General features: G+C 69.3%; 21 protein-coding genes. 7 read left to right on the forward strand and 14 right to left on the reverse strand.

The features are described from left to right. Positions 1-121: 121 nt before the first annotated feature. The 5 genes from ABZ904_RS17865 to ABZ904_RS17885 all read left to right on the forward strand — a co-directional run bounded on the left by ABZ904_RS17865 (position 122) and on the right by ABZ904_RS17885 (position 6,159). Positions 122-865 (forward strand): hypothetical protein, encoded by a 744-nt coding sequence (locus tag ABZ904_RS17865; RefSeq protein ID WP_360997656.1) that lies wholly within the window; start codon positions 122-124, stop codon positions 863-865. Positions 866-937: 72 nt separating this feature from the next. Then, entirely contained in the window at positions 938-1,783 is an 846-nt protein-coding gene (locus tag ABZ904_RS17870) for a DegV family protein (RefSeq protein WP_359391040.1), read from the forward strand. A 97-nt stretch (positions 1,784-1,880) separates the two neighbouring features. Then, a complete protein-coding gene (locus tag ABZ904_RS17875) occupies positions 1,881-3,005 on the forward strand; it encodes a ComEA family DNA-binding protein (RefSeq protein ID WP_360997654.1) in 1,125 nt (374 codons plus the stop codon). Positions 3,006-3,418: 413 nt separating this feature from the next. Next, positions 3,419-5,857: a ComEC/Rec2 family competence protein gene (locus tag ABZ904_RS17880; RefSeq protein WP_361824112.1), complete on the forward strand. Its 2,439-nt coding sequence runs from the start codon at positions 3,419-3,421 to the stop codon at positions 5,855-5,857. 2 nt (positions 5,858-5,859) lie between these two features. Further along, positions 5,860-6,159 (forward strand): hypothetical protein, encoded by a 300-nt coding sequence (locus tag ABZ904_RS17885; protein WP_361824114.1) that lies wholly within the window; start codon positions 5,860-5,862, stop codon positions 6,157-6,159. Between the two features lie 62 nt (positions 6,160-6,221). On the opposite strand, the gene ABZ904_RS17890 is transcribed toward ABZ904_RS17885, so the two are convergent. Next, complete coding sequence (locus tag ABZ904_RS17890) at positions 6,222-6,401, reverse strand: hypothetical protein (RefSeq protein ID WP_361824117.1); 180 nt, start codon at positions 6,399-6,401, stop codon at positions 6,222-6,224. Then, the gene (locus ABZ904_RS17895; protein ID WP_361824120.1) at positions 6,398-6,868 is read right to left on the reverse strand and encodes a hypothetical protein; all 471 of its coding nucleotides are present in this window, start codon (positions 6,866-6,868) and stop codon (positions 6,398-6,400) included. The genes ABZ904_RS17890 and ABZ904_RS17895 overlap by 4 nt, the downstream gene beginning before the upstream one ends. A 145-nt stretch (positions 6,869-7,013) precedes the next feature. Here ABZ904_RS17895 and ABZ904_RS17900 point away from each other — a divergent pair, with 145 nt between their 5' ends. After that, positions 7,014-7,766 (forward strand): GntR family transcriptional regulator, encoded by a 753-nt coding sequence (locus ABZ904_RS17900; RefSeq protein WP_361824123.1) that lies wholly within the window; start codon positions 7,014-7,016, stop codon positions 7,764-7,766. 9 nt (positions 7,767-7,775) lie between these two features. Beyond that, positions 7,776-8,150: a hypothetical protein gene (locus ABZ904_RS17905; protein ID WP_361824126.1), complete on the forward strand. Its 375-nt coding sequence runs from the start codon at positions 7,776-7,778 to the stop codon at positions 8,148-8,150. Between the two features lie 212 nt (positions 8,151-8,362). On the opposite strand, the gene ABZ904_RS17910 is transcribed toward ABZ904_RS17905, so the two are convergent. The 12 genes from ABZ904_RS17910 to ABZ904_RS17965 all read right to left on the reverse strand — a co-directional run bounded on the left by ABZ904_RS17910 (position 8,363) and on the right by ABZ904_RS17965 (position 18,184). Beyond that, on the reverse strand, positions 8,363-8,617 hold the full coding sequence (locus ABZ904_RS17910) for a holin (protein ID WP_361824129.1): 255 nt from the start codon (positions 8,615-8,617) through the stop codon (positions 8,363-8,365). A 2-nt stretch (positions 8,618-8,619) separates the two neighbouring features. Next, complete coding sequence (locus tag ABZ904_RS17915; protein WP_361824132.1) at positions 8,620-9,483, reverse strand: peptidoglycan-binding protein; 864 nt, start codon at positions 9,481-9,483, stop codon at positions 8,620-8,622. Between the two features lie 118 nt (positions 9,484-9,601). Continuing rightward, positions 9,602-9,919: a hypothetical protein gene (locus ABZ904_RS17920; RefSeq protein WP_361824135.1), complete on the reverse strand. Its 318-nt coding sequence runs from the start codon at positions 9,917-9,919 to the stop codon at positions 9,602-9,604. Between the two features lie 14 nt (positions 9,920-9,933). Beyond that, on the reverse strand, positions 9,934-10,155 hold the full coding sequence (locus tag ABZ904_RS17925) for a hypothetical protein (RefSeq protein ID WP_361824138.1): 222 nt from the start codon (positions 10,153-10,155) through the stop codon (positions 9,934-9,936). 2 nt (positions 10,156-10,157) lie between these two features. Next, entirely contained in the window at positions 10,158-10,496 is a 339-nt protein-coding gene (locus ABZ904_RS17930; protein WP_361824141.1) for a hypothetical protein, read from the reverse strand. Between the two features lie 96 nt (positions 10,497-10,592). Next, on the reverse strand, positions 10,593-11,459 hold the full coding sequence (locus ABZ904_RS17935; protein ID WP_361824143.1) for a hypothetical protein: 867 nt from the start codon (positions 11,457-11,459) through the stop codon (positions 10,593-10,595). Positions 11,460-11,608: 149 nt separating this feature from the next. After that, entirely contained in the window at positions 11,609-12,547 is a 939-nt protein-coding gene (locus ABZ904_RS17940) for a hypothetical protein (protein WP_361824145.1), read from the reverse strand. 102 nt (positions 12,548-12,649) lie between these two features. After that, positions 12,650-13,294 carry a hypothetical protein gene (locus tag ABZ904_RS17945; RefSeq protein WP_361824148.1) on the reverse strand — a complete coding sequence of 215 codons (645 nt, stop codon included), beginning with the start codon at positions 13,292-13,294 and terminating at the stop codon, positions 12,650-12,652. 9 nt (positions 13,295-13,303) lie between these two features. Then, positions 13,304-14,989 carry a polysaccharide deacetylase family protein gene (locus ABZ904_RS17950; RefSeq protein WP_361824150.1) on the reverse strand — a complete coding sequence of 562 codons (1,686 nt, stop codon included), beginning with the start codon at positions 14,987-14,989 and terminating at the stop codon, positions 13,304-13,306. A gap of 28 nt (positions 14,990-15,017) precedes the next feature. Then, positions 15,018-16,049 (reverse strand): hypothetical protein, encoded by a 1,032-nt coding sequence (locus ABZ904_RS17955; RefSeq protein ID WP_361824153.1) that lies wholly within the window; start codon positions 16,047-16,049, stop codon positions 15,018-15,020. A 14-nt stretch (positions 16,050-16,063) separates the two neighbouring features. Further along, the gene (locus ABZ904_RS17960) at positions 16,064-17,236 is read right to left on the reverse strand and encodes a siphovirus ReqiPepy6 Gp37-like family protein (RefSeq protein ID WP_361824156.1); all 1,173 of its coding nucleotides are present in this window, start codon (positions 17,234-17,236) and stop codon (positions 16,064-16,066) included. 9 nt (positions 17,237-17,245) lie between these two features. After that, the gene (locus ABZ904_RS17965; protein ID WP_361824158.1) at positions 17,246-18,184 is read right to left on the reverse strand and encodes a phage tail family protein; all 939 of its coding nucleotides are present in this window, start codon (positions 18,182-18,184) and stop codon (positions 17,246-17,248) included. Between the last annotated feature and the right edge of the window lie 3 nt (positions 18,185-18,187).

Raw genomic sequence — 18,187 nt, forward strand, 5'->3', positions numbered from 1 at the left:
GCCATATCGGGGTACTTCCCTACGGGCGGGTTCGGGGTTCTTCCGGAACCCCGAACCCGCCCTTTGCGTTTACCGTGAAAGAGGCGCAGCAGCCGCCATCGCCGGCCTGAGGAGGAGCGACGTGGAATCCGTGCTGACCGTCATCGTGCTCCTGTTCGTGCTGTGCGTCGTGCTCGGGGTCTACGCGACGGTGAAGGCGATCGGCGCGGCCAAACGCGGTGTCGACCGTACGATCGCGCAGGCCCGCCGCACGGTCGAGGACACCGCTCTGCGCGCCAGGACACTTGCGCAGATCGGACCGGCGGGCGAGGTCGCCGGGCTCAGGCTGACACTGCGCACCTCGATGCGTGCCACACAGGACGCGCTGCAGGCGGGCGCCGTCGACGACGCGTCGCTGAAGGAGTCGCTGCACCTCTTCCACCGCCTCAGCATGTACGGGCAGGAACTGGACGCCGAGCTCAAGCGCCTGGAGACCGATCCGGACCGGCGGGCGCTGGCCTCCCGGCTGCCCGGACTGCGCGAGCGCACCGAGCGGATCACACACTCCGCGGACTCGCTGCGGTGGGCGGCACACGACCGGGCACGCCGGTTCGCGGACGACGACCTCGACGCGCTGAGCGCGCAGATCGACGTGGAGGCCGGCGCCCTGCGGCACTGGACCAAGGAGCAGCCGACGCCGCCCGCCGCCGCCGTGACCTGGCCCGAGGCACCGGCCCCCGGGGTCGCGGCCGACGGCGGCCAGACCTGGCCGGAGACACCCGAGTCCCGTGCGGTGCGAGGGCAGGCCCGGCCCGCCGTCGGGTCGTCCGGACAGCGTGCGGCATACCCCTGGCAGAAGAAGCCCCGCCCCGAGAGCACCCGGTGATCCGGTCAGGGGGAGCGAAGGTCGGAGGGGCCGGACTGCCGCCCGTGCGGTCCGGCAGGTAACCTCCAGCTCATGTCCCGCCATGTCGCGATCGTCACCGATTCAACGGCCTACCTGCCGCCGCGGACGATGGAGCGCCACGGCATCATCGCGGTGCCGCTGACCGTGGTCCTGGGCGACCAGGCGCTCGAGGAGGGCACCGAGATCTCGGCCCGCTCCCTGGCCCAGGCACTGCAGAAGCGACGGCCCGTCACCACATCCCGGCCCAGCCCCGAACTCTTCGCAGAGACCTATCACAAGGTCGCCGAGACCGGAGCCACCGACATCGTCTCGTTGCACCTGTCCTCCGAGTTCTCGGGCACCTACGACGCCGCCGTGCTCGCCGGGCGAGAGGCTCCCGTACCGGTGCGTGTGGTCGACACCGGGATGGTCGCGATGGCCCTCGGCTTCTGCGCTTTGGCCGCCGCGGAGGCCGCGGAAGCAGGTGGCTCGGTCGACGAAGCGGTCACGGCGGCGCAGAAGCGGGCCGCGAGCACCTCCGCGTACTTCTACGTCGACACCCTCGACTATCTGCGGCGGGGCGGCCGGATCGGGGCCGCCCAGGCACTGCTGGGCTCGGCGCTCGCGGTGAAGCCGCTGCTCCAGCTGGCTGACGGGCGTATCGAGTTGCTGGAGAAGGTGCGGACCGCGTCCAAGGCCATCGCCCGTCTCGAGGAGATCGTGGCCGAACGCTCCGGCGACGCGAAGGTCGACATCGCGGTCCACCATCTCGCCGCACCCGAGAGGGCTTCGGCGCTCGCGGACCGTCTGCGCGCGCGAGTGCCGGGCCTGGCCGAACTGCATGTGAGCGAGATCGGCGCCGTGATCGGGGCGCACACGGGACCGGGGCTGCTGGGGGTCGTGGTGTCGCCCCGGTGACCGCTTGCGGGTGACGGAGTTGTCCACAACCAGGCGGTAATCCCCGGAATTTGACCAAGATCACCGCGAGTCGGATGGCTTGCCCGATCCTCGGCGCATGGCACTTCGATCACGCACACGCACAGCGACTCCCACCAGCGGTCCCGGCCGCGGCCCGCGCTCCGACGGCCGCACACACCACCGCCTGCGGCACTCACACGGGCGCAGCCGAGGGCACCACCACACCCCGGACGCCGACGCCCTGCGCCTGCGAGCGCAAGCGCTCTTCGCCGAAGGGACGACGGAGGGGCGGGAGTCGGGAAGCGGCCCGCCGGGCCCGGACCGGGACCCGGTGGCGCCACGGACGAGCACGACGTCGGGCAGCGGGACGGGCCGGCCGCGGACGGCCCTCGTGGATCCGCTACCGGTGCACCGGTCCCATGTCGCCGCCCCCTCCCACACGGCCGGGGACGCCGACGCCCCCGCGTACGAGCCGACGGCCGGCAGGTGGCGGGACCGGGTCGGCCTGGCCGTGCGCGAGCGGATGCCGCTGTGGCTGCAGTCGAGGTGCGGGCTGGAAGGCAGGAGCGTGGCCGCGCTGAGCGTGCTGCTCGTCGCCGCGGTGGCCTTCGCCGCGCAGCACTTCTGGACGGGCCGGACACAAGAGGTCCGGGCCCCCGAGGTGGTGCGGGCTGCCGCGTCCTACGGCGCGCCGGATACGGAGCGCCCCAACCGCGCCTCCGGCCAGGGCATTTCGGCCGGGCCACCGCCGACGGGCGGGGCGGGGCCCGGGCAGGCCGCGGAAGTCGTCGTGGACGTCGGCGGCAAGGTGCACAGGCCCGGGCTGCAGAGGCTCCCGGCCGGGTCCCGGGTGGTGGACGCCCTGCGGGCGGCGGGCGGAGTGCGTCCCGGCACGAACACCGACGGCCTCAACCGTGCCCGGCTCCTGGTGGACGGCGAGCAGATCGTGGTCGGCGGCCCCGCACCCGCGCAGGGCCCCCTTGCGGCGGGCCCTGCCACCGGTGGATCCGCAGCCGGTGCGGCCCCCGCCACTCCGGTCTCCCTCAGCACGGCGACCGTGGACCAGCTCGATGCGCTGCCCGGAGTCGGCCCCGTCCTGGCCCAGCACATCGTGGACTACCGCTCGCAGCACGGCGGTTTCCGCTCGGTCGACGAACTCCGCCAGGTCAACGGCATCGGCGAACGCCGCTTCGCCGACCTACGGAATCTCGTACGACCATGAACCGGCCGCATGACGACAGTCGGATCCCCGCCGGTTCGGTCCGCGCCACGCCGAGCGGTTCGGTGACCGCGCCTCGGGGCTTCGGGCGTTCGGTGGCGGGCGCCAGGGTGAGTGGGTCGCTGCGGGTTTCTCGTGGTCCGGGTCGTTCGGTGGTGGGCCGCACGACGAGCGGTAGCGGTTCGGTGGCCGCGCCTCGGGGCTCGGGTCGTCCCGCCGTGCCCGCCGCGGCGGGAGGTTCGACCGGAGTACCTCGCGGCTCCGGGCGCTCGATGGTGGGCCGCACGACGAGCGGTTCGGTGGCCGCGCCTCGGGGCTCGGGTCGTCCCGCCGTGCCCGCCGCGGCGGGAGATTCGGCCGGAGCGCCTCGCGGCCCTGGTCGCTCGATCGTGCGTGTAGCGCCGGACGGCGGAGCGGTGGCCCCTTCCGACCACGGCCGGCGCCCCGCGGACGGCGTCCCCCGGAGCCGGCTGGGAGACCCGCATCCCCGGCAGGAGGGGCCGGTGGATCTGCGGCTGGTGGTGCCCGCGCTGGCGGCCTGGGCCACGGCCGCCTGGGCACTGGACGCCCCTTCCGGTCCGCTCAGCGTTCTTGTGGCGGGCTGCCTGACTGCGGCGGCCGGGTTGTGGGCGGCGCGGAGGGTGTCTGAGCGAACCAGGGACCGGCGTCGGCTGTGGCGCGCGTGGTCGCGGGTGTCCGTCGCCGCCGTGTTGCTCTGCGTCGCGGCGGCCGCGGTGTCGGCCGGGCTCAGTGGTGCGGATCTGCGACGAGGGCCCGTTCCGGCCCTGGCGCGTCAGTACGCCGAGGTGACGGCGGAGATCGAGGTCGTATCCGATCCACGGCTCGCCCGGCCGAGGGTCAGGGGCGATCACGCGACGCCCACCGCCGTGCTGCTGGACGGGGAGGTCCGGCGCCTGACCAAGCCGGACGGGACCGTGGCGGCGATGCGGGTGCCGGTGCTGGTGGTCGTCGACGGGAGCGCCCACGCGGCGGCGACCGGTGCTCGCAGTGGTGCGGAGCGGCGGGCCACGCGGTCGCCCTGGCTGGCCCTGCTGCCCTCCGCCCGGGTCCGGGTGACCGCGCGGCTGGCGCCCCCGCTGACCGGGGGCGATCGGGTCGCCGCGGTACTGCGTGTGCGCAGCGGGGCGCCGCCCGATGTGGTGGGCGGGCCGTCCCGGGCGCAGCGGTGGGCGGGCAGGTTACGGGCCGGGCTGCGGGACGCCACCGACCGGCTGGCCCCGGACGCGAGGGCGCTGCTGCCGGGGCTGGTCGTCGGCGACACCTCGCGGGTCACGGCTGAGCTGGACGACGCATTCAAGGAGACGGACCTCGCGCATCTGCTGGCCGTCAGCGGAGGCAACTTCACGCTCCTGCTGGCGTTGTTCCTCGGCCCGCCCGGTCTGGCGCAGCGCGCCGAGCGGCGAGGAGTGGCAGCCCGGCTGGGCATCCCCTTGCGGGGCACGGCGCTGCTCGGCGGTGCGCTCATGCTCGGCTTCGTCGTCGTGTGCCGCCCGGATCCGAGCGTGCTGCGGGCCGCGGCCTGCGGAGCGATCGCGCTGCTCGCTCTGGCGACCGGGCGCCGCAGATCCCTGATCCCCGCGCTGGCCGCGGCGGTTCTGCTGCTCGTCCTCTTTGACCCCTGGCTCGCGCGGAGCTACGGCTTCCTCCTGTCGGTACTGGCCACCGGTGCCCTGCTCACCGTCGCCCCGGGCTGGAGCGCGGCGTTGCGACGGCGTCGCGTGCCGCCCCGGCTCGCCGAGGGGCTGGCCGCCGCCGCGGCTGCGCAGGCCCTGTGCGCACCGGTCGTCGCAGTGCTGTCGGCCCGGGTGAGCCTCGTCGCGGTCCCGTGCAATCTGCTGGCGGAGTTCGCCGTGGCGCCGGCCACCGTACTGGGGTTCGCCGCGCTGGCCACCGCACCCGTGGCGATGCCGGTCGCCAAGTGGCTGGCGTGGTGCGCCGGTTGGCCGACCGGCTGGATCGCCGGCATCGCGCGCACGGGGGCGTCGCTGCCGGGCAACGGGGTGGATTGGCGGGCCGACTGGACCGGGGCGCTTCTGCTGGCGGCCGTGACCGGGGGCGTCCTGGTCATCGGCCGGCGACTGCTGAGACACCCCTGGCTGGCGGGCGTCTGCGCAGTGGTGCTGCTGCTCGTGGTGGTGCAGCCGCCACCGCTGCCCCGGGTGCTCACCGGATGGCCGCCGCGGGGCTGGCGGTTCGCCATGTGCGACGTGGGGCAGGGGGACGCGACGGTCCTCGCGGCGGGCGACGGCGCGGCGGTGGTCGTGGACGCGGGTCCTGATCCGGCGCTGGTCGACCGATGCCTGACCGCTCTCGGCATCGTCCGCATCCCGCTCCTCGTCCTGACCCACTTTCACGCGGACCATGTCGTGGGGCTCCCGGGCGTGCTGCGGGGGCGGTCGGTGGGGGCGATCGAGACGACCGGGTTCGCAGAGCCACCGGAACAGGCCGCGTTCGTGCGCGCTCAGGCCGCCGCCCGGCACATCCCGGTGACGCGCGCCGTGGCCGGGGAGCGGCGCCGTACCGGGGCGCTCGAGTGGCAGGTGCTGTGGCCCCCGCCCGATCCCGGCCCCTCCCCGGACGGTCCGAACGACGCGAGCGTTGCCCTGTCCGTACGGTCGGCGGGGATGACGCTGTTGCTGCTCGGCGACCTCGAACCCCCGGCCCAGCAGGCGCTGTTGAGGTCGCCTGCCGGTGCCGGGCTGGGGCCGGTGGATGTCCTCAAGGTCGCCCACCACGGGTTCACTCAAACGTATCCACTTGAGGGTTTTTGGCGCATCCCCCGTCCGCTGCGGCGCCAGTCGATACTGATTGTCCACAACGTCACCAGGGGGTAGCTGTGGCCAAGGAACCTGCGCCGAAGCACCTGACGATCACCATCGACTTCGACCTCCAGACGGAAGGGTCGACAGTCCACTACCAGCGTGCCAGAGCGGCCTACGAGGCGGCTGTGGAGGCGGCTATCAGGGAAGCGCGAAAGGTGTTGCCGCCCGACAGCATCAAGGAGATTACGAGCGAGATCGACTGGTCGTACCGCTGGACTCGGGAACACGATGTCCAGTTCCGCCGCCCCGACCTCGTGGATGACGAGATCGAGGACATCGAGGAGGAAGACTTCGAGTACGAGCTTGAGGACTGATCTTCCCGGAACGGACAGGAGCCCCGACCGCTACGGCCGGGGCTCTCGTGTGCGGGTGGAAGCTACGGCGGGTCCGCCTCCTCCGCCGCGTCGCGGACAATACCGACCGCCTCGGCGCTGACGACGTCATCCTGCGCGAAGTCCGGAGGGTTCCACAGCAGGGTCACGCCGTGCTCCTCGCAGTAGGCCCCGGTCTCGTCCTCGATCGGGAAGTCGTGGTTCCCGTGGGGGCACTTCGTCATCGTGCCTCCCTGACGGCCTGACGCAGAGCGGCCCCATCGGCGCAGTTCGTCGGGCAGTCCCGACACGTCAAGGCGTGGTCGTACAACTCCTTGTACGCCCTCAGGTACTCGTCGCTCACTGCTCCGTCCTCTCGGGCTGTGTCGAGATGGGCCCACAGGCCTCGTCCGTCCGTGTTCAGGCCGGAGGTGACCGAGAGGCCGTTGACGATGCTGAAGCCGGGACCGTGGCTCTGGAGGAGGCTCAGCTCTGCCGAGCCGGCTGCCACCACCCGGGTCCGGGAGCCCGCCGTGGAGAGAGTCATCTCGACCAGCTCGGTCCCGCTCCCCAGCACGGAGACGAACAGCTCGTTGGCGACCTGCGGAGCGTCCGGGTGGGCTAAGCGGATCCCGACCCACTCGCGGACCTGGCGGGCTTCAGCCGGGTGCGCCTTGAACTCTCGGCGCCACGATTGTCCCGATTCAGACATGGGTGTCCCCCGCTCTCCTGACTTTCTGTGTATCAGAAAGAGGATATGTGTTGCACAGATTGGCGGGCGGGGTTGGCGCAGGTCAAGCCAGACGGGGCAATATGTGTGCGCAGAAAGCGGCGATCACACGAGACGGTGGTGGGGCATGGAGCGGCCGGGGTACTTGCGCATCGCCGCTGAGCTGCGGAACCTCATCAACTCCGGTGAGTACCGGATCGGCGATCAGATCCCGACGCTCCCGGAGCTCGCCGATCAGTACGACGTCTCACAGACCACGATCCGCAACGCCCTTGCGCTCCTCCGCAACGAAGGCCTGATCGAGACAAGGGCCCGAGCAGGGACCCGGGTTCGGGAGCGGCCTCCGATCCACCGGATGACCACGGACCGGTATCGGAACAAGACGGGCGTCCCGTCCACGCCGTTCACCCGGGACCAGAACATCGGCTGGTCCGAGTACCGCTTGGACAAGAAGTTCGAGCGGGTGGAGGCCACGCCGGAGCTGGCGGCGCTCTTCGAATGCGAGGTGGGGGAGGAGCTGTTGGCCCGGCACTTCGTCTTCTTCGACAACGACCAGCCCCACCAGATGAGTACCTCGTACCTGCGCTGGAGCGACGTGGAGGGGACTCCGGTGGCGGACCCCATCCACGAGCCCTGGCCGGGCGGGACGCAGGCCCAGTTGGCCACCCTGGGGATCCGGGTCACCCTGATCAAGGAGTCCTTCACCTGCGGGATGCCGACCGACCACGAGGCCAAGACGCTGAAGATCGGCTCCGGCGTGCCCGTGCTCAGGTACACGAGGCGTCACGTCGCCCAGGGCGGCAGGGTCGTGGAGGTCGCCTGCCCGATCGTTCGCCGGGGCGACACGACGATCGTCGACTTCGACATCCCACTGGTCTGATTAGGACGGGTGGCCGTCGTCATCCAGGGCGGCTCGGGCAACCTGGGTGAAGATGTCCAACCGGTCTTCGATCCGGCGCCTGTAGCTTGCAGGGACACGCTGTTCGGCGTGTGCCATCTCCACCCTCACGCGCAGGACTTCACCGGCGAACTCACCTGCGGCCTGCACTACAGCGTCGGGCCCGGCGATTGCGACTGTCGCGCGGCGCTTGCGGAGATTGCGCTGAAGAGATTCGTACTGACTCAGGTACGCATCTCTATCCCGCTCCCCATGCAGGGCGTCCACGATGTCCTGGCCAGCCGCGACGAACTCGGCGTACGCCTGCGAGCGGGGCTCACGCCTCTCCTGGAGGCTCTGGAAGCGGCGCTGACGCGCGGCCTCTGACTCTTGGGCCTTGAGCTGGAGCCGGGCCGTCCGAAGCCCGAAGAGCCCCGTCCCGACGGCTGTCAGCCCCGTAAGACTGCCGCCGATGGCCGCACCGAGGACGGCCGCAATTCCTGCATCCACAGCGGGATTCTTATCAGGTAAACGAAAAGAGCGCCCCCGACCTCCACACGGGAGATCGGGGGCGCTTCGTTGTCCCTGCCAGGAGACCACTAAGAGGAGCTCTCAGGATACGGGCCGTCGGAGGGGCGGGGCGTGTGCTTCGCGGCATAACCCGCCAGGAACGTGATGGCCGTCGGCGCCACGATCAGGATGATCGTCTGGAGGGGGTCCGGCAGGGAGCCCAGGAGGGCGTGGTTGTCCTGCACGGCGTTGAGGACCGAGACGGCCACCGAGGCGACGAACGCGGCCGTGGTGGCCGCCCAGACCTTCGCCTCGACCTTGAGCTTCGCGAACAGCGCGGACATGGTCACGCCCCCTTCGGGACCTTGAGGGCGTTCCAACTCGTCGGGCCGGGAGGCCAGGTCGCCGCCGAGCCGGTGAAGCCCAGCTTGCGCTGGAACGCCTCATACGAGGCCTTGTCGCCGGAGCCGATGACGTCCTTGTTGGCGCTGCTCTGGTACCGGTTGCAGCCCACCGCCACGAGGCGGTCGTGCATGCGGCCCACGATCGGGCTCGTACGGCCCATGGTGAACCAGGCGGCCCCGGGGAAGGGCTCGTACTGCTTGGCGGCCGGGGGCTTCGGAGCCGCCGGGAAGGCGGGCCAGGTGCCCGGGTCGGTGTGGTCGTTCTCGGGGACCTGCGCGTGGGCGTACCACCCGGCCTTGGTCTCCCAGGTGTGCTCGTCGCGGTGACCGACGAAGCCGTTCGGCTTGCCCATCGGCCAGACGTCAGGGACGCCCCAGGACTTCACCCAGGCGTGGAGCTCGTCCCAGCCCTTGCAGGGGGTGTCCTCCAGCGACTCGTAGACCTTGCCGTCCGGGGTCCGGCACCAGGGGAAGAAGAGCGCCTCCACCTGGATCACCACCGAGCCGGCTCGGTTGGTTCTGGTTCCGCCGGGCTGGTCCACCACGGACTTCGAGCGGCCGTTGGCCGGGACGAACTGAGTGAACTGGCCGGTGAACGGCGACCACAGGATGTGCGGGGCCATCCCCCGGCCGCCGCCAGAGAAGTACGAGCGGAGGTTGGCGAACGGGACGAGGTCCTGGGGCTTGGCCTTGGACGCGTTGCGGTCCCACGTGATGTGGGCAATCGCCTTGGCGGGGCCGCCATCGGGCGGGGCGTGGTCGCCTATGTCCAGGCGCTCAGCACCGGGGAGCCAAAGATCGGACACGGATGCTCCTTGGGTGTTCGAGGGCATGAAAAAGCCCCCGGCGATGGCCAGGGGCGGAGGAAAGTCGAGCCCCTCCCGGCGGGGGGATGGGACCGGGAGGGACGGCTTGGGGGACGGCTCAGGAGGCCGTGGGCGGGTCCTCAGGGTGAGCCCGGAGGTACCGGAGGTAGGAGAAGAACCGGACCAGGAGGAGGGCGTCGATCGCGGCCAGGAAGCCGATGGCGATGGCCATGTCCCACCAGGCCCCGGGGCGGCCACCGCGGACTCCCAGAAGTACGAGGGAGCGCGCGTACAGCAGGCCGATGATGATGACCCACCAGGAGGCGTTGATCTCGACCGTCCGGAAGAATCGCCGGGGACGGTGAAGGGCGAGGAACCCGGCCGAGGCGGCCAGGCCGACGCCCAGGAGGACGTACAAGACGAGGGTGTAGAGCATCGGGCCTCCTTGCATCAGCCGTCGGTCAGCCGGCTCAGGACGATCGACTCGATCCAGTCGCTGTAGGAGTTGGCGCGGTTGTGGGCTCTGATCTGCTCCTTCACCCGGCGGCTCTCGGTGAGTTTGGCCTCGACCTCGGGACGGTGGGCCTGAGCCTGCTGGAGGGACTTCTCGGCGGCCCTCATCGCGGTCTCCGCCTCGGGAGACACCTTGGTGCGTCGGGTGAAGGGCCGCATGGTCAGGCGCTCCTGGGAAGTTCCGGCCGGTGTCCCAGCTCTTCGAGGAGCCGGGTCAGCGTCTTGCCCTGCTCGATCGCGACGCTCCCGTGCTCCTCGGCCTTGGCGAGCTGCTCGCGGGTGAGCTGGTGCGCCTCGCGCTCCTTCTCGAACGCTTCGCGCCACTTGTCGCGGTCGGCGGTGAGCGAGGTCATCACGTACTTCGGGACGATCACGCCGAGGATCAGCAGGACCACGACTATGCCGACGATGCCGTACTGGGCGAACTGGCCTATCAGCTTGCCGACATCGGGGCCCGAGTCATCGGCTGCGGCCAGCCTGAGCAGCTCAGGGAGTAACAAGGGGACCTCCTAGCGGGGTGTGCGCTGGAGGATCCGGCGCTGTGGGGGCATGCGAAAGCCCCGGCTGGAGAGCCGGGGCCTTCGGGTTGGTGCGAGTCACTCCGTGCGTTGCTCTGGAATCTCGTCGGGCATGCGGGTGCGTCCGTAGCTCAACGATACGGAGGACGGCACTGGCGCGCCGTCGATCTCGATGCCGGAGGCTCTGATCTCCTCGGCGCTGTCCAGCTCCAGGCGGCAAATGTCGCAGCGGTACGCATCGGGGACCAGGGTCACACCGGTATCGGACTGAGTCGCTGGGCTCAACATCACCGATCCCAGGCCACCGCATGCGGGACACTTCACCGAAGCGACCATGATGGTGATCTCCCCGCCGTCCGGGAGTGCCATGGGGCCAATCTGCATCCCCTGACCGCGCTGTGGCGCCCCGACCACCAGGTCCCGGGCGCCTTCCGGCAGCCCTACGAACCGCTCGTCGAAACGATGCCGGGCCTGCCGGATACGAAGGTGCACCTCACGGGATACCTCGCTCTCCCGTTCGTTCAGACCCATGCGCACTGCGGGAATCCATTCCCCCCAGAAACGTTCGGATGATTCATCGAGGTGCTCAAGGATCTGCTCCACGGCTCGCCCGAACGTAGCGATCAGGAACTTCGCTCCCGCGCCACCGCTCGCGTGCGCCACGCCGTTCCTCATGTCGATGAGGGTGTCCAGTTGCGAGTCGGCTGGAAGGATCTGCAACTTTCGGAGCCGAGCCAGGGCGTCCTTGGCCCCGATGGTGCGGACCTTGTCGCTCGGCAGCTCCAGGGCACCGCCGAAGTGCAGCAGCATGTCCGTGTTGTTGTTGCGCATCTCGACCAGGTACGCAGGGCTCATCCTGACCAGGGCGGCCTTCGCGAGGCGTTCGACGGCGACTCCGGCGTGGAGCGCGAACTCGTCGTAGTCATGATCGGCATGGTCGCTCATGGCCTTCTGAGTGGCCCTCTTGGCGCCGTCGAAGAAGCTCCCGTACGAGAGCGAATAGTCCATGGATGGACGGTAACCGCCCCTGTAGTACAGGGGGATGGGTTTCATGGACCTGGCCCCGGCCGGGGCGCCGGGGCTCTGCGGTGGGATCAGCGGGGGACGGACACGTCCTCGTCGCCACCCTCGGGGAACTGGTGCCAAAGGGCCTCTTCGGCTTCGGTGAGCACCCTCTCTCCGTTCGCCTGGACAAGCGGCACCCGACCGTCCATGCCAGCGGACGCCAACTCCTCAGGGGTCCTCAGGTCGAGTCCGCAGATGAAGCACGAGAACCTCGCGGGGACTGCCTCTCCAGGCCTCCCCTTCGTGATCAGGACCGGAGGACCGGTGAGCAGCGCTCCGAAGTTGTCACAGGAGGGACACTTGCGCGGAAGGAACATGGTTCGAGTAGCAGGCCAAGTCACGGCCTCACGAACCGAGTGCACCTCCAGGAGCGCCTCCACGGCGGTCGAGGGAAGGTCCTTGAGGCGTTGTGCCACTCGATAGCGCGCCTGCTCGATGAGCCTGCTGAAGTGACGGGCGGCCTTCTCCCCAGCCTCACTCAAGGTCAGTTCCACCAGGCTGTGGTGAGGCCCCCAGTAGCACTCTGCGCTGCAATCACCCCAGGCCGCCAGCAACTTCGTGCTCGTTCCCACGAACTTGGCCAGGGCGTCGAACGACCCGTCATGCGCAGCCGTGAGGTGGGCGACGCCGTTCCGTAGCTCGATCAGTTCGTCCAGCTCGGGGTCCTTGGTCTGCGAGAGAACGCCGAGACGCTTGAGCCGGATGATGGCCGATGCCGCTCCGATGGTGCGGATCTTCTTGCTCTGCTCCAAGCCGGCGATCTGGAAGAGGGCGTCATCGTTCCCCTTCATCTCCAGCAGGAGGAAGGGGCTCTTCTGTGCCAGCACCGCCTTGGCGAGTCGCTCGATGCTGACGCCCGCGTGCAGGAGGAAGACCTCTTCGTCGTCCTTCGAGAGAGCGTCCAACGCAGAGTGTGCGAACTTCCTGGCACCCGGGAACAGATCGGCGAAGATCCTGTTGATGTCCACAAAGGGACGGTAACCGCCCCTGTAGTACAGGGCGATGGAATTTAAAAAGGCCCGGCCCCGGGGCGAACCACACCCAGGAACTCCCGGGGCCGGGGGCTTGTGTCAGCTCGCCGCGACCCAGATGGACTGGCCGGCTGTGTTGCTGGACATGGTGACGTTGCTCAGCGTCGTCTGGACCGTCCCCGCCGTTGCGTACCGCTGGGTGGCCGCCGACTGGTTGACCACGCCGAAGCCCGTGAAGGGCATCGCAGTCTTGTAGATCACCGGTGCCGCAGCCGCGTTGAAGAGCAACGCCACCCAGTACGTCCCCGGGTTCACCGACTGAGCAGCGCTGAGCGTCGCCGACTTGGGGGTGTTGCCGCTCGTGACCACGGAGTCCAGGCTCGCCGTCGACATGATCGTCCCGGCCGAGTTGACCAGGCCGATCCAGTTCTGGCCCGCCGTCGGCGTGGTGGCCGCCGTACCCAGCAGGAACCACAGCTTGCTGATGGTCACGGCCTGCCGGATGTAGATCGCCGACAAGTAGACCGTGCCCAGCGTCGGCGTGAGCGTGCTCAGGGCAAACGACGGGTCGTACGACCATCCGAGGAGGCCGTGGTCACTAGGCACGGGAACGGGCGGGTAGGCGGAGCTGGTGGCGCCGCCCAGGGTGAACGATCCGTCCACGGTCAGGCTGCCCGTGGTGTGGATGCTCTTCGACGTGGTCAGCACGCCGTTGACGTACTTCAGGTCGATGTCCTGGAGCATGCGTCCTCCTCAGGAGTAGTACCGGAGCACGTCGCTCACGGGCAGGACCTTGATTCCTCGGGCCGCGATGGCGTCCATGACGGTGTTGAAGCCGGTCTGGGAGCACTCGGTGGAGGCGGCTGGAGTGGTGGTGACGATCTTGTGGAACGCCAGGATCAGCCACGTCCCGTTCGCGCACTGGTCGAGCGGACCGCCCGCGACAGTGAGCTGGGACACCGTGATGCCGCCCAGCGCGGTGCCGTCGTTGATGCCGGTCTGAGCCCGCAGGCGGTACGGCATCGGCGGGGCAGCACTCTCGGGCTGTCCGGTGATGCTGCGCCCGTGGGAGAAGTACTTCGCCACGAGGCCCTCGATGGAGACGTTGTCGGTCGTCCGCCAGAAGTTGCCGCCCGGATAGGCCACGCCGTCGCCGGTGAGGCCGTTGGAGACCAACCAGGCCCGGGACTTGGCCAGGTCCATGTCGACTTCGGCCGCCGTGTAACTCGTGTACCGGTTGGTGTGCACCGCCGGGTCGTACGAGTGGGCACCGATCTCCCAGCCGTTCACGTCCTGGAGCTGCCGAACCTCGGTCGCCGTCAGGTAGCTGGGGGAGCCGAGGTTGCCCACGATCGTGTAGTTGGTGCCCCGGTATCCGAGGGCGTCCATCTTCGGTCGGGCGTAGTCGAAGACCGACTGGTACGAGTCGTCGAAGGTGATGGAGCAGACGCCGCTGGGGAAGGTGGCCGAGGTTCCGTCGATGATGTCGATGGACTGCACGTGGTACGTGACCGGGCCGGTGCCGTTGTCGTACACGGCGATCTGCATGTCCGTGAAGCCCGTGGTGGTGCTCGGGACCTTCGTGCTCGACAGGGTGTACGAGCCGGAGGCCGAGACAACCGACGGCCAGCCGAAGGTCAGCGTCACCCACTCGCCGTCCGAGATCCAGTTCTGGCTGGTGGTGGTCGAGTGGGTGTGGGGAGTCCACTGGAAGAAGTTGGTGAAGTTGGACGTGCCCACATAGAAGTTGATCCGGTCGAGATTGGTGACCGCGTCGAACTTGATCACCAACCGGATCGCCTTGTTGGTGAGGTCCATCGGCGCCATGCCGGACCTGCGGACCTGGCTCTGGGACGCGTTGCCCGCCGTGGTGACCTTGACCGCCTGGGTCCCCTTGACGAAGTCGCTGGTGTCCGGGTCAACGTGGGAGGCCGAGCCGGTACCGGAGCCGACCGTCCAGCCGTGGCCCGACTGGAACATGGTCACGATCGAACCGTCACGCCAAGCCGGACGCCGGGTGAAAGGCGGGATCAGCGGCAGGGCGAAGCCGGAAGCGGACAGCCGGCCCGACACCGCCAGGTCGCCCGTGATGGTGCCGCCGGACCTCAGGTCGGCCGCGACGTCGAGCTTGTTGGTCTGGAGGTCCTCGATCGCGGCCCCGAGGTCCGTGGCCTGCATCAGGGTGCGACCACCGGCGAAGCCGAAGTCCAGGTACAAGTTGGTCACGCCGTCCGGCCCGTAGAACCCGATCGTCGAGTACGTGTCGGAGGTGACCGTCGTGATCGGGTTGCCGGACAGGTCGGTGAGGTCGGTGAGCTGGGTACCGCCGGTGCGGGAGTCCCAGGCGGTACCAGTCGAGCCGGGCTCCAGGACCAGCGAGGTGCCCGACTGCGAGACGGTGATGTCGGCCGGGGACAGGCCGAAGAGATGACGGGCCATGGCCCCTCCTTGGGTGTGCGGGTCGGGGTCAGGCGATCTCGTACGTGCCGGTCAAAGTGAGGATGTCGCCGGACTGGACGTTGAACGGCGAGTTGGTGAGCATGTTCCGGCTGTTCACGACGGCGCTTCCGGAGTTGGTGCCGTCGGACGTGGGGATACGGATGCGGGAAATCCGGTTGGTGCCCTCGGTGGGGAAGACCATCGCGGTACCCACGAAGGACTTACCGCCGTTGGTGCTGAGCTGACTGAAGTTGACCGTGAACAGCTCACGCGTAGACCCCTGGACAGGGAACGGCAGCGTCACACCGATCGGCGAATCGTTCATGTCGTTCGGGTTGTTCGTCGGGATCAGTTCGATCTTGACCCAGTACAGATTCCCCGACAGGCGCTTGTAGCGGCCGACGTTCTTCGCGGCGGAACCCCAGTTGATGGTGGCGCCCTCCTGGGTGCTCCAGACCGGGGTGTAGGTCTTGGCGGCCGGGCCTTCTGCGGTGCCGACGAAGTTCCAGGCGGCCCCGTCGCCCATGTAGAGGTCCACACCGTTGACGACCTTGATCTGACCCCGCACCGGAGGACGCGTGTCCGTCGCGCCCGAAAGGGCCACAGGGCGGCCCAGGAACCACCGGACGTCCGTGACCCCCGACGTCGCCACGACAGACGCTCCAGCGGCCACCGTGACCTGTGCGAGCGGGATCTCCCAGGTGCCGTTCAGGGTCTGCGTCAGGGACGGGAAGCTCGTGCCGCCCGTCTTGTACGCGACCACGGTGGAGTCCGCCGACGGGTCCCGGCGCAGGACGATCAGGTCCTTACGGGCCGAGCCACCACCGGAGTTGGTGGGGACGCTCACGTTCAGGGCTGCGTCGTTCTTGTAGTAGGTCCCCTGGACCCAGGCCTCTCCGGCCGCCACGGACACCGTGGAGGCGTTGGAGGCGGTGACCTTCAGGTCCGTCCCGCTCTCGCTGGTGGCGAAGACGCCGTCCACCTGAGCCATGCGGAACATGGCGGACCACTGGTCCTCGGTGGCAATCGACGAGGAGCCGAACGGGTAGCTGCTCTGCACGGGAAACCTCCAGATCAGGAAGGCTTCCGCGTCTCAAGACGCCTCAGCCGGTTGAAAATGCGGGCGATGTACGCGAACTGCCGGGCCAGGACGTCCTGGTTGTCCGTGGAGTCCGAAGAGCCGATGACGGCCTTGGCGACGTATCCGCCCTGGGCGTCGAAGGTGATGTTGACCTCGCGGACCACGTCCGAGATGAAGTCGTCCCTCACCTGGCACGAGACCTGGTCGCCCACCGTGTAGTCCCGGCCGAACTGGAGCTGCGGGGTGTCGATCGGGGTCATCGTCAGGTTCCCCTGGGCCGCACCGGAGGTCAGGGCCTCGTCGGCCGCCTGGTCCATCTGGGCCGTCAGGTCAACGGACGCGGTGTCGACGCTCGTCAGGTCCACGAACTGCTCGATCCACGGGCCGGGGAAGGCCGCGTCCGCCCGGGTGTAGACCTTGACCTGGCGGGGACTGCTGCTGCCTCCGGCCACGACCACGGCCTTCGTGCAGGTCGGGGCCGTCACGGAGTACGCGGAGTCGATGAGGTTGCCGAGCTTGAAGGAGAACTTCGCGGAGGCCGAGAGGTCGGCCGGCTCGTAGACCTGGAACTGGAGGCTGCTGCCCACCTGCACGATCCGGAAGCCGAGCCCGGCCGTCTTGGCGACGTCCTGGAGGACGGCCAAGAGGTTGTCGAACTGGTTGACCTGCCTGGTGATGCTCGTCCCGTACCCGCCGTCGGTGGCCAGGGTCAGGTTCGAGATCTTCCGGGCCGCCTGGGCGCCGGGGCCGATGTTCAGGTTCACCAGGGTCCGCATGGCCGTCTCGGCCACGACCCCGGAGATCTTGTACACCGGGTCCGTCTGGGCACTGTCTGCGGCCGTCGGGTTCGGCCAACAGGTCGCCCCCGCCAGGAGGGTCATGTCGTCGACCCCGTTGACCGTCAGCGTTCCCTTCCCCTGGCCGGAGCTCCAGTTGGGCTCGCGGATCGGGCCGGATATCAGCACCTTCGAGCCCCGCTGGATCACCAGGCCGTTGCCCGGGATCAGGAGGTCCGCCTTGGGGGAGTCCGCCGAGATGTTCAGGATGAACGCCCCGACCGCGTTGAAGCGGGGGATCAGGCTCAGCGAGGTGAAGTCGTCGACCACGCCGAGGATGCGGAGGTTCTGATCCCGGACCTGGACGGTCACGGCGTCGGGGAAGGGCATCTGCACCCCCTACGCGGTCAGGAAGCGCGGCTGGTAGTCGACCTGGACCACGGTGGCGCTGGTGGCGCCGACCAGGGCCAGGGAGACAGCGTTCTCACCGGGCTCCAGAGCCCACAGATCCGAGCTGGTGGAGAGGTTGGGCCACCAGTTCGTCGAGCCGTTCAGGACGGCCGTCTGGACGCGTTCACGGCAGTCGACGACCAGGACGTCCGAGGAGCCGAGAGAGGCCGTCACAGAGAAGCTCAGGCCCGTTGTGGTGTTCGACATGACCGCCGACGTGGCGGGTCCGTGGATCGTCCAGATCGGGAAGCTCCGGGCGTCGCCGGGGTTCTCGATCGTTGTGGTGCCGAGGACCTGGGAGTTCTGGACCTGCACCGGGAACTGCACCGGAAAGAAGCTCCCGCTCGCCCCGGTGGAGAAGGTCCGCATGATGTGATCGCCGAGCCAGTACGGACTGGGACAGGAGAACGTCAGGCCGACGACCTGCCAGTGCAGGCCGGAGACGTCCTGCCCGGTGTCGCCCTCCAGGCCCGAGACGTAGTACGCCTCGATCGATCGCGAGGAGCCGTCGGCCTCCGTGACGGCCAGCATCCCGAGGCCCAGGAACGGGTTCAGGCTCGCCATGAGCGACCTCTTGCGGGCCAGAAAGCTGGGCCGGTCGGTGTCGAAGATGACGATCGGGATGAAGATCTCCCGAGCCTGAGCCCGCTGCCCCCGCAGGGCGTTGCCGTCGATCTGCGGGGACTCGTCGGTGTAGGGGGCGAAAGCGGGAAGGTCCAGGCCCCGGATTCCGGGTTGGAGGATCCAGCCGTTCTCCGAGTCGGACAGGAGCGTCGTGCGCCCTTGTCTGTCCGTCCAGGACAGGCTGGGCACCTCCACCGGGTCGATCGGTGGCGGGTTGATACCGCCGCCCGGGACCGACCCGGAGGGGGGTACGAAGATGGCCATGTA

The organism is Streptomyces sp. NPDC046900 (genome assembly GCF_040644975.1).
GTDB lineage: Bacteria > Actinomycetota > Actinomycetes > Streptomycetales > Streptomycetaceae > Streptomyces.